16 protein-coding genes are annotated in these 14,811 nt (G+C 42.0%); all 16 read left to right on the plus strand.

Annotated features, from left to right (window positions below; all coding sequences use genetic code 11):
- The first annotated feature begins 13 nt into the window (after positions 1-13).
- From fliM to cheD, 16 genes are read left to right on the plus strand one after another with little or no spacing between them, the layout of a single operon-like run.
- The gene (gene fliM / locus M1D65_RS08735; protein WP_003220879.1) at positions 14-1,012 is read left to right on the plus strand and encodes a flagellar motor switch protein FliM; all 999 of its coding nucleotides are present in this window, start codon (positions 14-16) and stop codon (positions 1,010-1,012) included.
- Positions 1,002-2,138 (plus strand): flagellar motor switch phosphatase FliY, encoded by a 1,137-nt coding sequence (gene fliY, locus M1D65_RS08740; protein ID WP_014479788.1) that lies wholly within the window; start codon positions 1,002-1,004, stop codon positions 2,136-2,138. The genes fliM and fliY overlap by 11 nt, the downstream gene beginning before the upstream one ends.
- Before the next feature lie 25 nt (positions 2,139-2,163).
- Positions 2,164-2,526 carry a chemotaxis protein CheY gene (gene cheY / locus M1D65_RS08745; protein WP_014476812.1) on the plus strand — a complete coding sequence of 121 codons (363 nt, stop codon included), beginning with the start codon at positions 2,164-2,166 and terminating at the stop codon, positions 2,524-2,526.
- A gap of 14 nt (positions 2,527-2,540) precedes the next feature.
- On the plus strand, positions 2,541-3,200 hold the full coding sequence (gene fliZ, locus M1D65_RS08750; protein ID WP_326352768.1) for a flagella biosynthesis regulatory protein FliZ: 660 nt from the start codon (positions 2,541-2,543) through the stop codon (positions 3,198-3,200).
- On the plus strand, positions 3,193-3,858 hold the full coding sequence (gene fliP, locus M1D65_RS08755) for a flagellar type III secretion system pore protein FliP (protein WP_003245692.1): 666 nt from the start codon (positions 3,193-3,195) through the stop codon (positions 3,856-3,858). The genes fliZ and fliP overlap by 8 nt, the downstream gene beginning before the upstream one ends.
- Before the next feature lie 14 nt (positions 3,859-3,872).
- Positions 3,873-4,142, plus strand: a complete 270-nt coding sequence (gene fliQ / locus M1D65_RS08760; RefSeq protein WP_003220888.1) for a flagellar biosynthesis protein FliQ — start codon at positions 3,873-3,875, stop codon at positions 4,140-4,142.
- A gap of 7 nt (positions 4,143-4,149) precedes the next feature.
- The gene (gene fliR / locus M1D65_RS08765; protein WP_456270839.1) at positions 4,150-4,929 is read left to right on the plus strand and encodes a flagellar biosynthetic protein FliR; all 780 of its coding nucleotides are present in this window, start codon (positions 4,150-4,152) and stop codon (positions 4,927-4,929) included.
- Positions 4,929-6,011, plus strand: coding sequence for a flagellar biosynthesis protein FlhB (gene flhB, locus M1D65_RS08770; protein ID WP_014479790.1), 1,083 nt, complete (start codon positions 4,929-4,931; stop codon positions 6,009-6,011). The genes fliR and flhB overlap by 1 nt, the downstream gene beginning before the upstream one ends.
- A gap of 32 nt (positions 6,012-6,043) precedes the next feature.
- Positions 6,044-8,077 carry a flagellar biosynthesis protein FlhA gene (gene flhA / locus M1D65_RS08775; RefSeq protein WP_003231947.1) on the plus strand — a complete coding sequence of 678 codons (2,034 nt, stop codon included), beginning with the start codon at positions 6,044-6,046 and terminating at the stop codon, positions 8,075-8,077.
- Positions 8,077-9,177 carry a flagellar biosynthesis protein FlhF gene (gene flhF / locus M1D65_RS08780; protein ID WP_003231945.1) on the plus strand — a complete coding sequence of 367 codons (1,101 nt, stop codon included), beginning with the start codon at positions 8,077-8,079 and terminating at the stop codon, positions 9,175-9,177. The genes flhA and flhF overlap by 1 nt, the downstream gene beginning before the upstream one ends.
- A complete protein-coding gene (flhG, locus tag M1D65_RS08785) occupies positions 9,168-10,064 on the plus strand; it encodes a flagellum location/number ATPase FlhG (protein WP_072174242.1) in 897 nt (298 codons plus the stop codon). Before flhF ends, flhG begins: the two co-directional genes overlap by 10 nt.
- Position 10,065: 1 nt before the next feature.
- Positions 10,066-11,139 carry a protein-glutamate O-methylesterase CheB gene (cheB, locus tag M1D65_RS08790; RefSeq protein WP_003245823.1) on the plus strand — a complete coding sequence of 358 codons (1,074 nt, stop codon included), beginning with the start codon at positions 10,066-10,068 and terminating at the stop codon, positions 11,137-11,139.
- Positions 11,140-11,144: 5 nt separating this feature from the next.
- On the plus strand, positions 11,145-13,163 hold the full coding sequence (cheA, locus tag M1D65_RS08795; RefSeq protein ID WP_014476817.1) for a chemotaxis protein CheA: 2,019 nt from the start codon (positions 11,145-11,147) through the stop codon (positions 13,161-13,163).
- Between the two features lie 21 nt (positions 13,164-13,184).
- Entirely contained in the window at positions 13,185-13,655 is a 471-nt protein-coding gene (gene cheW / locus M1D65_RS08800) for a chemotaxis protein CheW (RefSeq protein WP_003231938.1), read from the plus strand.
- An 18-nt stretch (positions 13,656-13,673) separates the two neighbouring features.
- Positions 13,674-14,303, plus strand: a complete 630-nt coding sequence (gene cheC / locus M1D65_RS08805) for a CheY-P phosphatase CheC (protein ID WP_003231935.1) — start codon at positions 13,674-13,676, stop codon at positions 14,301-14,303.
- Positions 14,300-14,800 carry a chemoreceptor glutamine deamidase CheD gene (gene cheD, locus M1D65_RS08810; protein WP_003244852.1) on the plus strand — a complete coding sequence of 167 codons (501 nt, stop codon included), beginning with the start codon at positions 14,300-14,302 and terminating at the stop codon, positions 14,798-14,800. The genes cheC and cheD overlap by 4 nt, the downstream gene beginning before the upstream one ends.
- Positions 14,801-14,811 lie beyond the last annotated feature (11 nt).

Raw genomic sequence — 14,811 nt, forward strand, 5'->3', positions numbered from 1 at the left:
GGAGGTGAGGAAAATGTCAGGAGAAGTTCTCTCCCAAAATGAAATAGATGCACTGCTTTCTGCAATATCAACAGGTGAAATGGACGCTGAAGAGCTGAAAAAAGAAGAAAAAGAGAAGAAAGTCAAGGTTTATGATTTCAAACGTGCGCTGCGGTTTTCTAAGGATCAGATCCGCAGTTTAACGAGAATTCATGACAATTTTGCAAGACTTCTTACCACTCATTTTTCTGCTCAGCTCAGAACCTATATTCACATATCTGTCAGTTCTGTTGACCAGGTCCCGTATGAGGAATTTATCAGATCGATCCCGAACATGACGATTCTGAATCTATTTGATGTCCATCCGATGGAAGGCAGAATTATGATGGAGGTCAACCCCACGATAGCTTATACGATGATGGATCGGGTCATGGGCGGGATTGGAATCAGTCATAACAAGGTTGACAGTTTGACAGAAATTGAAACAAAAATCATTTCTAATTTATTTGAAAATGCACTGGGTAATTATAAAGAAGCTTGGCAGTCAATTGCTGATATTGAACCGGAAATGACTGAGTTTGAAGTGAATCCGCAATTTGTTCAGATGGTATCTCCTAATGAAACAGTCGTGGTGATCTCGCTCAATACTCAAATTGGTGAAATCAGCGGTGTCATTAATCTCTGTATCCCGCATATCGTACTCGAGCCGCTCATACCGAAGCTTTCAGTCCACTATTGGATGCAATCAGACCGAAATGAGCCAAAGCCTGAGGAAACAAAGTCGCTTGAAAAACGTATCATGACAGCACAAATACCTGTCGTGGCCGAGCTCGGCACATCTGAACTGACGATAGAAGAGTTTTTAAGTTTAGAAGTCGGAGACTGCATAACTTTGGACAAATCAGTCACGGATCCTCTTACTGTATTGGTCGGAGATAAGCCGAAATTTTTAGGACAAGCCGGCCGGGTGAATCGAAAACAGGCAGTGCAAATTTTAGATCACGACATAAGAGGTGAACAAGATGGAGAATAATAGATTATCTCAAGATGAGATTGACGCGCTTCTTAACGGTACTGGCAGCACGCTTGATGAGCCAGAGGTTCCGGAAGTAGATGACTTATCGGAAATGGAGCGTGATGCGATCGGTGAAATCGGTAATATTTCATTCGGCAGTTCTGCGACAGCACTTTCAACGCTTTTAAATCAAAAGGTCGATATTACGACTCCAAGCGTAACGGTCATTCCAAGAAGTAAAATCAGCGATGCGTTTCCTGAACCGTATGTAGCGATTGAAGTGAATTATACGGAGGGCTTCAGCGGAAGCAACCTGTTAGTCGTGGAACAAAGTGACGCGGCGATCATTGCTGACTTAATGATCGGGGGAGACGGAAAAGGTGCGGACCCTTCACTGGGTGAAATCCATTTAAGTGCGGTTCAAGAAGCAATGAACCAAATGATGGGATCGGCTGCCACATCAATGTCTACTGTATTCAGTAAAAAAATTGATATTTCACCTCCTCGGGTTGAATTGTTGGATGTTACTGAAGAAAAGGGTACAGACCGTATTCCTGATGATGAAATGCTGGTGAAAGTTTCTTTCAACTTAAAGGTGGGAGAATTAATAGACTCCAGCATTATGCAGCTTTACCCATTGACATTTGCGAAAGATTTAATTTCAAGCCTTATGAACTCAGAAAGTGCAGAGGAAGAAGAAACGGTGCAGCCTGAAGTTACATACGAACAGCCGAAAGAGCCTGTGACGCCAGAGCCGCGTATTGAACCGAAGCAACAGCAGCAGCCGCCAAAAAGGCAGGGAACAGCAAAAAAAGCAGCGCCAGTTCAGGTTTCACCGGTGGAATTTTCCGCGTTTGATCCAAACGAAGCTGTACAAGCCCCTATTCATAATCTGGATATGCTTTTGGATATCCCGCTTTCGATTACTGTTGAGCTTGGCAGAACGAAGAGAAGCGTAAAAGAGATTTTAGAGCTTTCTGCCGGAAGTATTATCGAGCTTGATAAATTAGCCGGTGAGCCTGTAGATATTTTAGTTAATCAGCGTATCGTTGCCAAAGGCGAGGTCGTTGTCATTGAAGAAAACTTCGGAGTAAGAGTCACTGACATTTTAAGCCAGGCAGAGCGCATTAATAATTTAAAATAACGAAACACAAGGAGAGAGATAGATTATGGCACATAGAATTTTAATTGTAGATGACGCAGCATTTATGCGAATGATGATTAAAGATATTTTAGTTAAAAATGGTTTTGAAGTTGTGGCGGAAGCTGAAAATGGAGCACAAGCGGTAGAGAAATATAAAGAGCATTCACCTGACCTTGTTACTATGGATATCACGATGCCAGAAATGGATGGTATTACAGCATTAAAAGAAATTAAACAAATTGATGCGCAGGCAAGAATCATCATGTGTTCTGCTATGGGACAGCAATCAATGGTTATTGATGCCATTCAGGCCGGCGCTAAGGATTTCATTGTGAAACCTTTCCAAGCTGACCGTGTGCTTGAAGCAATCAACAAAACATTAAGTTAAAGGGTGTACGACTGTTGAAAAAGAGTCAATATTTTATCGTTTTTATTTGTTTTTTCGTTTTATTGAGTGTACATCCGATTGCTGCTGCCGCGGCAGACTCTGATAATTCAACTGTAAACGAATGGTTTCAAAAGAAAGATGAAAAAACTGCAGATAAGTCAGAGCAAAAGAAAGAAAAAACAACAAAAACTGCTGATGAGACGGAGGGAGCGGCTGCTCCTTCTGTCTCAGCTTTTGATTTTGTAAAGATGATTTTCGCTTTACTGTTTGTTATCGCGCTGATTTACGGGCTGGTTAAGCTCATGAACAAAAGAAATCGGCTCCTAAAGCCTTTTCAATATGTTGAAAATATTGGCGGTACATCGGTCGGCCAGAACAGATCCATACAATTGATCAAGGTCGGGAAAAGTGTGCTCGTCGTCGGTGTAGGAGAGACGATCCAGCTGCTGAAAGAAATTGAGGATGAAAAAGAGATTGAAGTCATTCTCAGTCAGCATGAAGAGGCAATGTCAAGCAAAATAGAGTGGCAAAAGTTTGTGAAGCCGCTTAAGAGTTCTGAACATCAGCCGCAGCAAAAACTGCCTTCATTTTCAAAAGCATTAAAAGAGCAACTTGAAGAGTTAAAACAAAACCGTTCTGAAGGAAAGAAGAAAGGCCCACGTCATCATGAATGAGTTTATAAATATTTTCAGTTCAAGCGATCCGGAAAACGTAAGTTCGACTGTTAAATTACTATTATTGTTAACTGTATTTTCAGTGGCGCCTGGAATATTGATTCTTATGACTTGTTTTACTCGCATCGTCATTGTTCTGTCATTTGTCAGAACTTCACTTGCGACGCAATCTATGCCCCCAAACCAGGTTCTTATCGGGCTTGCGCTGTTTTTAACATTCTTTATTATGGCTCCTACTTTTTCAGAAATTAATAAAGAAGCGCTGACCCCATTAATGGACAACAAAATCAGCTTGGATGAAGCGTATACGAAAGCTGAGGAACCGATTAAAGAATTTATGAGTAAACACACAAGGCAGAAGGATCTGGCGCTGTTTATGAATTACGCGAAAATGGATAAACCTGAATCATTAAAGGATATTCCGTTAACAACAATGGTTCCGGCTTTTGCCATATCGGAGCTTAAAACAGCATTTCAAATAGGTTTTATGATTTTTATCCCTTTTTTAATTATAGATATGGTAGTGGCGAGCGTCTTGATGTCAATGGGGATGATGATGCTGCCTCCAGTTATGATTTCTCTGCCCTTTAAAATATTACTTTTTGTTTTGGTAGACGGCTGGTATTTAATTGTGAAATCTTTGCTTCAGAGCTTTTAGGGTAGGTGCTAAACGTGAGTTCAGAATTTGTAATTTCTATGGCGGAAAAAGCCGTATACGTAACGCTGATGATCAGCGGGCCATTATTGGCTATTGCTTTACTGGTCGGTTTAATTGTCAGCATATTTCAGGCGACAACTCAAATCCAGGAACAGACTTTGGCGTTTATTCCGAAAATCGTGGCGGTTCTCCTGGCTCTCATTTTTTTTGGTCCGTGGATGCTGTCGACGATTCTTTCATTTACAACAGAGCTGTTTTCTAATTTAAATCGTTTTGCAGGGTAATGTAGAGATGAATTCAATTATTGACTTATTTCCTGCTTTTTTATTGGTTTTTATTAGAATCTCTGCTTTTTTTGTAACAATTCCGCTATTTGGACATCGAAATGTGCCAGCTGTTCATCGCATAGGTTTTGCTTTTTTTCTTGCGGTCATTTGTTTCAGCACCATTGATAAACCGCCCTCTTTGGAGATAGATGAGCACTATATGCTTTTGGCGTTTAAAGAAGCTTTGGTCGGCCTATGTCTGGGTTTAATTGCTTATATGATGATTGCCGCAGTGCAGATTGCCGGCTCGTTTATTGATTTTCAAATGGGATTTTCAATAGCAAACGTTATTGATCCGCAAACCGGTGCACAAAGTCCGTTGATTGGCCAGTTTATCTATACGATGGCACTTTTGTTTATGCTGAGTGTCAATGCCCACCATTTGTTGCTGGATGGTATTTACTACAGCTTTCAGTATATTTCAGTTGATCAGGCATTTCCGAATTTCGGCGATGAAAAGTTTGCCTATTTTATTGAGAAAAGCTTTAATGCAATGTTTATTATCGCTTTTCAAATGTCAGCGCCGGTTGTGGCCAGCTTGTTTCTAGTTGATTTAGCATTAGGCATCGTGGCTCGAACTGTTCCGCAGTTAAATGTATTTGTGGTCGGTCTGCCTTTAAAGATCGCTGTCAGTTTCATCATGCTCATTGTATGTATGTCCGTTATCTTCGTCGTTGTCCGGAATGTTTTCAGTTTAACGATTGAAACGATGCGGAATCTTTTAGCATTGGTCGGTGTTTCTTAATGAAGCTTAGAGTTGACCTGCAGTTTTTTGCGGGAGAGAAGACAGAAAAAGCAACTCCGAAAAAACGGAAGGATACGCGAAAAAAAGGGCAGGTAGCCAAAAGCTCGGATGTCAATACCGCCGTTTCTTTACTGGTAATATTCCTTTCGCTTATTGCAATTGGTCCGTATATGAGAGACAGGCTGCTGTCATTCATAGAAACATTTTATACCGAATCGCTCACAATGAAGCTCTCAGAATCAAATGTGCATACATTGTTTGTCAGCTTATTAAAGGATATGGGCATAATACTTGCACCGATTTTGCTTGTTGCTCTTGTTGCAGGAGTCGTAAGCAACTATATGCAGGTTGGGTTCTTATTTTCTGCTGAAGTGATACAGCCTAAGCTTGAAAAACTGGATCCGATCAAAGGCTTTAAACGAATATACAGTATGAGGGCGATTGTAGAGCTGATTAAATCAATTTTGAAAATCGTAGTCGTCGGTTTTGCGGCTTTTGCTGTGCTTTGGCTGCATTATGGAGAAATTCTCCGGCTTCCTCTCCTGACACCCGAAGAGGCACTATCTTTCGTTTCAAAACTCACTTTGTGGATGGGACTAAGCGGTGCAGGTGCATTGTTGATTCTTGCTGGTCTTGACTATTTATATCAGAGATTTGATTATGAGAAAAATATCAAAATGTCAAAACAAGATATAAAAGACGAGTACAAAAAATCTGAAGGTGACCCGATTATTAAGTCTAAAATTAAACAAAGACAGCGGGAAATGGCGATGAGGCGGATGATGCAGGAAGTTCCAAAAGCAGATGTCATTATCACAAACCCGACTCACTATGCGATTGCTTTGAAATATGATGAAGAAAAAATGGACGCTCCTTATATTGTTGCAAAAGGTGTCGACCACCTGGCGTTAAAAATCAGGAAAATTGCTAAAGAGCATGATGTCATGATGGTAGAAAACAGACCGCTTGCCCGTGCGTTATATGATCAGGTGGAAATTGACCAGGCAGTGCCGGAAGAATTTTTTAAAGTTTTAGCAGAAATTCTGGCTTACGTATATAAAACAAAACAAAAAGTATATTGAATTTTTCGATTTAAAAGGAGAGAAAAAACAGCATGTCAACAAGAGATTTATCCGTTTTAATAAGTGTTGTCCTCATTGTGGCGATGCTGGTGATTCCATTTCCTCCATGGCTGTTAAGTATTTTGATCATTATTAATATTTCTCTTGCGTTGATCGTGCTTCTCACCACAATGAATATGCAGGAAGCGCTTCAGTTTTCGATTTTTCCGTCACTGTTGCTGCTTTTGACCCTATTTCGTTTGGGCTTGAACGTCTCAACTACCCGTTCAATTCTTTCACACGGTGAAGGAGGGAAAGTCGTCGAGACTTTCGGAAATTTCGTTGTCGGCGGAAATGTATTAGTTGGACTCGTTGTATTTATCATCCTTATTATTATTCAGTTTATCGTCATTACAAAAGGTGCTGAACGTGTTTCCGAGGTTGCAGCAAGGTTTACGCTGGACGCAATGCCGGGGAAGCAGATGAGTATTGATGCTGATTTAAACGCAGGGATGATTACCGAACAGGAAGCGAAGCATCGCCGCGAAAAAGTGGCAAGAGAAGCAGACTTTTATGGAGCAATGGACGGTGCCAGTAAATTTGTAAAAGGTGACGCCATTGCCGGAATCATCATTGTGATGATCAATATTATTTTCGGAATCGTGATCGGAATGCTTCAGCAGGGCATGTCCATTCAAGAGGCTGCTTCACACTTTACGATGCTGACTGTAGGGGATGGAATTGTTTCGCAAATCCCGGCACTGTTAATTTCTACGGCTACGGGTATTGTGGTCACAAGAGCTGCCTCTGAAGGAAACTTAGGGCATGACATTACAGGCCAGCTGTTTGCGTATCCAAAGCTTTTATACGTCGCAGCAGCTACGATCATGCTTTTAGGTATTTTCACTCCGATCGGCATCCTTCTGACGGGGCCGCTTGCGGGATTGCTTGCTTTTGGCGCATATACACTATCTAAATCAGGTAAGGAAAAAGAAGAAGTGGATGAGATTCTTGAGGAAGAGGCTGAGGTGGACGAGCTTAAAAGCCCTGAAAGTGTTGTTCAGCTTCTGCATATAGATCCGATAGAATTTGAGTTTGGATATGGCCTGATACCGCTTGCTGATGCCAATCAAGGCGGTGATTTATTAGACCGAATTGTTATGATACGCCGTCAGTTGGCTTTGGAACTCGGGCTTGTCATTCCTGTCGTGCGAATCAGAGATAATATAGCGTTGCAGCCTAATGAATACCGATTGAAAATTAAAGGAAACGAAGTAGCAAAAGGCGAGCTGTTGCTTGATCATTATTTAGCGATGTCGCCTACTCCTGAGGACGATCTCATTGAAGGGATTGAAACAGTGGAGCCTTCATTCGGTCTGCCGGCTAAATGGATTAGCGAAGCGGTAAAGGATGAAGCCGACATGCTTGGTTATACAGTAGTTGATCCTGCATCAGTCGTTTCAACGCATATTACGGAGAAAATTAAGCAGCATGCCCACGAATTGATCGGAAGGCAGGAGACAAAACAGCTGATCGATCACTTGAAAGAATCGTATCCAGTCCTGGTTGAAGAGGTTACGCCGAATCCATTGTCTGTCGGTGATATTCAGAAAGTGCTTGCTAAGCTTTTAAAAGAAAAAGTTTCAATTCGAAACTTAGTAACGATTTTTGAAACACTTGCTGACTATGGGAAATTAACAACAGATTCTGATCTCTTGACAGAGTATACAAGACAAGCGCTTGCTAAACAAATTACAGCCCAGTTTGCCAAAGAAAATGAAGTATTGAAGGTTGTTACTTGTTCTGGCCGTGTAGAAAAAGCAATAGCAGACGGTGTGCAGCAGACGGAACACGGGAACTATTTATCACTTGAACCAGATATTTCAGAAAGTATAGTGCGCTCTGTCGCTAAAGAAGCTGAACAGCTCTCATTACGTCAGGAAACCGCGATTCTTCTTTGCTCGCCGCCTGTCAGAATGTATGTGAAACAGCTTCTGGAACGGTACTTCCCTGATCTTCCGGTACTCTCTTATAACGAACTTGAGGCGAATGTTGAGGTACAAAGCATTGGAGTGGTGGATATTTAATGAAAATAAAAAAATTTACTGCTGCTTCAATGCAAGAAGCGGCACTTCTCATCAGAAAAGAGTTAGGTAATGAAGCGGTCATATTAAATTCAAAAAAAATTAAAAAGCGAAAATGGTTTGGCCTCGTCAACAAGCCTGCTGTTGAAGTAATCGCCGTATTGGATCAGGACTTTCTTGAGAAAAAAACGCCTCAGAAGGCAGCTGAACCGAAACAAACATTAAAAACTCCGGTCAGTAGTCCGAAAATAGAGGAGAGAACATATCCCCCTCAAATTCCGGCGCAACAGGAGCTAGGTGATTTTTCAGCATATCAATCTGTACTTCCTGAGCCGCTGCGAAAAGCAGAAAAGCTTTTGCAAGAAACAGGGATCAAAGAGTCTACGAAAACGAACACTCTGAAAAAATTGCTTCGCTTCTCTGTTGAAGCAGGCGGCTTGACTGAAGAAAATGTTGTCGGCAAACTTCAGGAAATACTATGCGATATGCTGCCCTCAGCAGACAAGTGGCAGGAGCCAATTCATTCAAAATATATCGTTCTCTTTGGTTCAACAGGGGCTGGTAAAACAACTACACTGGCTAAACTCGCAGCCATATCTATGCTTGAAAAACATAAAAAAATCGCTTTTATTACAACAGATACGTATCGTATTGCAGCTGTTGAACAGTTGAAAACATACGCTGAACTGCTGCAGGCTCCTCTGGAAGTTTGCTATACAAAAGAAGAATTTCAGCAGGCGAAGGAGTTATTTTCTGAGTATGATCATGTGTTTGTTGATACAGCCGGAAGAAACTTCAAGGACCCGCAATACATTGATGAACTGAAAGAAACGATTCCTTTTGAGAGCAGCATTCAGTCATTTCTTGTTTTATCCGCGACTGCAAAATATGAAGATATGAAGCATATTGTCAAACGGTTTTCATCCGTCCCTGTCAATCAGTATATTTTTACGAAAATAGATGAAACGACTTCCTTAGGTTCTGTATTTAATATACTGGCAGAATCAAAAATAGGTGTCGGGTTTATGACAAACGGACAGAATGTGCCTGAGGATATACAGACTGTATCTCCACTTGGTTTTGTGAGGATGCTGTGCAGATGAACAGATATGACCAAGCAGCAACTTTACGGGCGAAAATGGAAAAACGTGAGCGCGTTCTGCCAATGGTTTATTCACAAAAAGCGAAGACACTTGCTGTCATCAGCGGCAAGGGCGGTGTCGGAAAATCCAATATTACCTTAAATATGGCACTTGCGCTGCAGGATAAAGGTAAGAAGGTGCTGCTCATCGACCTTGATATCGGGATGGGGAACATTGATATATTAATAGGAAATTCATCGTCTGCCACGATAATTGATGTTTTAACCGATCGTAAGCCTTTGCTCCAGTCATTATCCATTGGCCCAAAGGGTTTGCGGTATATATCAGGGGGAACCGGTCTTGATGTGATGTTTCAGCTCGATCAGAGAAAATGGACGTTTTTTGCCAATGAACTTTCTCATGCATTAAGCCAGTTCGATTATGTGCTGTTTGATATGGGAGCGGGCTTATCAAAAGATCAACTGCCTTTTATTTTATCAGCAGAAGATATTTTGATTATAACAACTCCCGAGCCGACGGCCATTATGGACGCATACAGCGCTGTCAAGCACTTGGTTTTGACAGAAAATAAGCTTTCAATGAAGGTGGCTGTCAATCGGTGCCGTGACCAAAAGGAAGGGCTTGACGCTTTTGCCCGCCTCTCCCGTACAATTCATATGTTTTTGGATGTTCAGGTTCAGTTTGCCGGTTCCGTTTCTGACGACGTGATCGTGAGCAAAGCGGTTGTCGAACAGGTTCCTTTTTTCATAAAAAGCCCTCAGGCAAAAGCCAGCCGGTCAGTCCGTATTTTAGCGGACGCCTTGTTTGGAAGAGAAGAAACGAGACACAAAGAAGACAAACAGACATTTATTGAGAAATTATCTTCTTTTTTAATGAGGAGGGCTTAATTTGATTCGTGTGCTTGTAGTTGATGATTCAGCTTTTATGAGAAAAATGATAAGTGATTTTCTGACCGAGGAAAAGCAGATAGAAGTAATCGGAACTGCGAGAAACGGAGAAGAAGCGCTTAAGAAGATTGAATTATTAAAACCGGATGTTATTACTCTTGATGTTGAAATGCCGGTCATGAATGGGACAGATACGCTCCGCAAAATTATTGAGATTTATAACTTGCCGGTCATTATGGTGTCTAGCCAGACCGAGAAAGGTAAAGAATGCACAATTAATTGTTTGGAGATCGGTGCCTTTGACTTTATCACAAAGCCATCAGGCTCAATATCTCTGGATCTATACAAAATTAAAGAACAATTAGTTGAGCGTGTCGTCGCGGCAGGACTTTCCGGCAAGCGGAAACGTCCTGTTTCCCAGACAGTTCGGCCCGAACCTATTGTGCGTGCTGTCGTTAAGCCTGAATTAAGCAAACCGAAACCTGGCACGGGCAGACAAATTGTGTGTATCGGCACATCAACAGGCGGTCCACGGGCGTTACAAAAGGTGATACCGAAGCTCCCTAAGGATTTGAACGCACCAGTGGTTGTCGTTCAGCACATGCCTGAAGGGTTTACTGCTTCTTTGGCTGATCGGCTGAATCATTTATCTGACATTCAGGTAAAAGAAGCAAAAGATGGTGAAGCAGCTCTTAACGGCTGTGTTTACATAGCACCGGGCGGAAAAAACATATCCGTTATTAAAAACAGCGAAGGACTCCAGGTTGTGCTTGATAACCATGACACACCAAGCCGTCATAAACCATCTGCTGATTATTTATTCCGTTCTGTCGGGAAACTGACAGATTATGAAAAAGTAGCGGTTATCATGACCGGAATGGGCAGTGACGGCACTGCTGGACTAAAGGACATGCTAACAGCCGGCAATGTGAAAGCCATTGCGGAGTCTGAAGAATCTTGTGTCGTATACGGGATGCCAAAAGCTGCTGTTAAAGCGGGTCTCATTCATGAGATTAAACATGTGGAAGATATCGCAGCATCCATCACAAGCTGTGTGAAAAAAGAGAGGGTGTGATTCAAATGGATATGAATCAGTATTTAGATGTCTTTATTGATGAGAGTAAAGAACATTTACAAACATGTAATGAAAAGCTTCTTCTTTTAGAGAAAGACCCGACTGATCTTCAGCTCGTACATGATATATTCAGGGCTGCCCATACATTAAAAGGAATGAGCGCAACGATGGGCTACACGGATTTAGCACATCTTACCCATCTGCTTGAAAACGTGCTGGATGCAATCCGAAACGGAGACATGGAAGTCACCTCAGACTGGCTGGATATTTTGTTTGAAGCTCTGGATCACCTGGAAGCAATGGTTCAGTCTATTATTGATGGCGGGGATGGTAAAAGAGATATCTCAGAAGTGAGTGCCAAGCTTGATGTGAATGGTGCGCACGCTGAATCCGCTGCCTCCGCTGAACCTGCAGAAGCACAGAGTTCAGCATCTGATTGGGAATATGATGAATTTGAACGCACAGTTATACAAGAAGCGGAGGAGCAAGGCTTCAAACGATATGAAATCAAGATTTCTCTGAACGAAAACTGTATGTTAAAAGCAGTTCGTGTCTATATGGTGTTTGAAAAACTAAATGAAGTCGGAGAAGTAGCCAAAACAATTCCAAGTGCTGAAGTGCTTGAAACAGAAGATTTTGGAACTGACTTTCAAGTTTGTTTCTTAACACATCAATCAGCGGAAGACATTGAACAATTAATCAATGGCGTGTCGGAAATTGAGCATGTTGAAGTCATTCAAGGGGCTCCTTTAACATCAGCTGAAAAGCCTGAAGAATCTAAGCAAGAAGATTCACCAGCAGCAGCTGTACCTGCGAAGCAGGAGAAACAAAAACAGCCTGCTAAAAACGATGAACAGGCGAAGCATTCAGCCGGCGGATCTAAAACAATTCGTGTCAACATTGACAGGCTTGATTCTTTAATGAACTTATTTGAAGAGCTTGTCATTGACCGCGGGCGTCTCGAGCAGATTGCGAAAGAGCTTGAGCATAATGAACTGACTGAAACGGTTGAACGAATGACGAGAATTTCCGGAGATTTGCAATCGATTATTCTGAATATGAGAATGGTCCCGGTTGAAACTGTTTTTAACAGATTCCCGAGAATGATTCGCCAGCTTCAGAAAGAGCTGAATAAAAAAATTGAACTCTCGATCATCGGTGCGGAAACTGAACTGGATCGTACAGTAATTGATGAAATCGGAGATCCACTCGTTCACTTGATCAGAAACAGTATTGACCATGGTATCGAGGCGCCGGAAACACGTTTGCAAAAGGGAAAACCGGAATCAGGAAAAGTTGTGCTTAAAGCTTATCACAGCGGCAACCATGTCTTTATCGAAGTAGAGGATGACGGCGCAGGCCTTAATCGAAAAAAAATTCTGGAAAAAGCGCTTGAGCGCGGGGTCATAACGGAAAAAGAAGCTGAAACCTTAGAAGACAACCAAATTTACGAATTGATTTTTGCTCCGGGGTTCTCAACTGCTGACCAAATTTCTGATATTTCCGGCCGCGGTGTAGGACTTGACGTTGTAAAAAACAAACTGGAGTCTCTTGGCGGTTCAGTCAGTGTGAAATCAGCCGAGGGTCAAGGCTCTCTATTCAGCATCCAGCTGCCGCTTACCTTGTCTATTATTTCAGTTCTGCTGATTAAGTTGGAAGAAGAGACATTTGCCATTCCGATTTCTTCAATCATTGAGACAGCAGTTATTGACAGAAAAGACATTTTGCAAACGCATGACCGTGAAGTGATTGACTTTAGAGGGCATATTGTCCCTGTCGTTTATTTAAAAGAAGAGTTTAAAATAGAAGATACAAGAAAAGATGCGGAACAGCTCCATATCATTGTCGTGAAAAAAGGCGACAAACCTACTGCATTTGTGGTGGACTCCTTTATTGGCCAGCAGGAAGTTGTGCTGAAATCACTCGGAGATTATTTAACAAACGTCTTTGCAATTTCCGGAGCTACTATTTTAGGAGACGGAGAAGTAGCGCTCATTATTGATTGTAATGCACTGATTATTTAACCATTCGAGGAGGTGTCTCACATGACTGCAGAAATTAAAACAGGCGAAAAAATGATAGTCTTTATGGTAAATGGCAAAGAATATGCCATTTCCGTCACTCAGGTGAAATCAATTGAAAAATGGCAAAAGCCAACGAGGGTACCTGGCGTCGAACCATATATTTGCGGGGTAATCAATTTACGCGGGGTGGTGACTCCGGTTATTGATTTAAGAAAACGCCTGAATTTGCCAGAGTATGAAATTACAGATGAAACACGAATTATCATTATTGCTTATCGTGATATTGAAGTCGGCTGGATTGTGGATGAAGCGAATGATGTGATTACCGTACACGAAAGTGAAATAGAATCTGCTCCAGAAGGCGTTCAGAAAGATACGGATGTGTCGATCGAACAGATTGTGAAACAAGAGAACAGACTCTTAAATATTATTGATGCGAACGCGGTTTTGGATAAAGAATCATCTCAGTCCGCTGTGCCCGATCAAGCTTAATCTTAAAGGGGTTATGACATGAGTATTTTTAATGGAATCAAAGAAGAGCAGATGGACATTTTGCGGGAAGTCGGCAATATAGGCGCCGGCCACTCCGCCTCTGCAATGGCCCAGCTGTTAAATAGAAAGATAGATATGGAAGTCCCATTTGCAAAGCTGCTGTCTTTTGATGAGCTTGTTGATTTTTTCGGCGGCGCCGATGTCCCGGTTGCCAGCATCTTTTTAAGAATGGAAGGCGATTTAACGGGTTCAATGTTCTTTATAATGCCTTTTTTTCAGGCGGAGCAGTTTATCAGAGAGCTGATTGGAAACCCCGATTTTGACATAGAGGACTTAGGTGAAGACCACATGAGCTCATCCGCTTTGCATGAACTGGGCAATATTTTAGCGGGGTCATATTTAACAGCTTTGGCGGATTTGACGAAACTCCAGCTCTATCCAAGTGTTCCTGAAGTCTCTTTGGACATGTTCGGAGCAGTGATCAGCGAAGGGCTGATGGAGCTCAGTCAGGTTGGAGAACACGCCATTGTTGTCGACACGTCAATTTTTGACCAAAGCCATCAGCAGGAGCTGAAAGCGCATATGTTTATGCTGCCGGACTATGATTCATTTGAAAAGCTCTTTGTCGCCTTAGGTGCATCATTATGAGTACAACTGAGGCTGTTGTTATAAAGGTTGGGATTGCTGACGTGAAGATCGCCCGCTTCCCGGATACCATCCGGACCTCTGGTTTGGGCTCATGTGTGGGGCTGGTGCTTTATGATAAAGAAAAGCAAACGGCGGGTCTTGTTCATGTCATGCTTCCGGATTCGACGTTATCGAAAACTGCCGAGCTCAACCGGGCTAAGTACGCTGACACCGCCGTACAGACCACGATTGATATGCTGATAGAAGCGGGATGCCGGAAATTTGCATTAAAAGCAAAGCTGGCCGGCGGATCAGAGATGTTTAAATTTAAATCGACAAATGATTTGATGAAGATCGGACCGAGAAATGTATTAGCGATAAAAGAACAGCTGTCTTTATTTAATATTCCTATTATTAGTGAAGATACGGGCGGCTCAAGCGGCCGGACGATAGAATTTGAACCGAAGTCCTGCATGCTGCATATTCGAACTGTTAAACAAGGTGAAAAAACGATTTAATTAAGGTATTA

Source organism: Bacillus sp. JZ39, assembly GCF_053903145.1.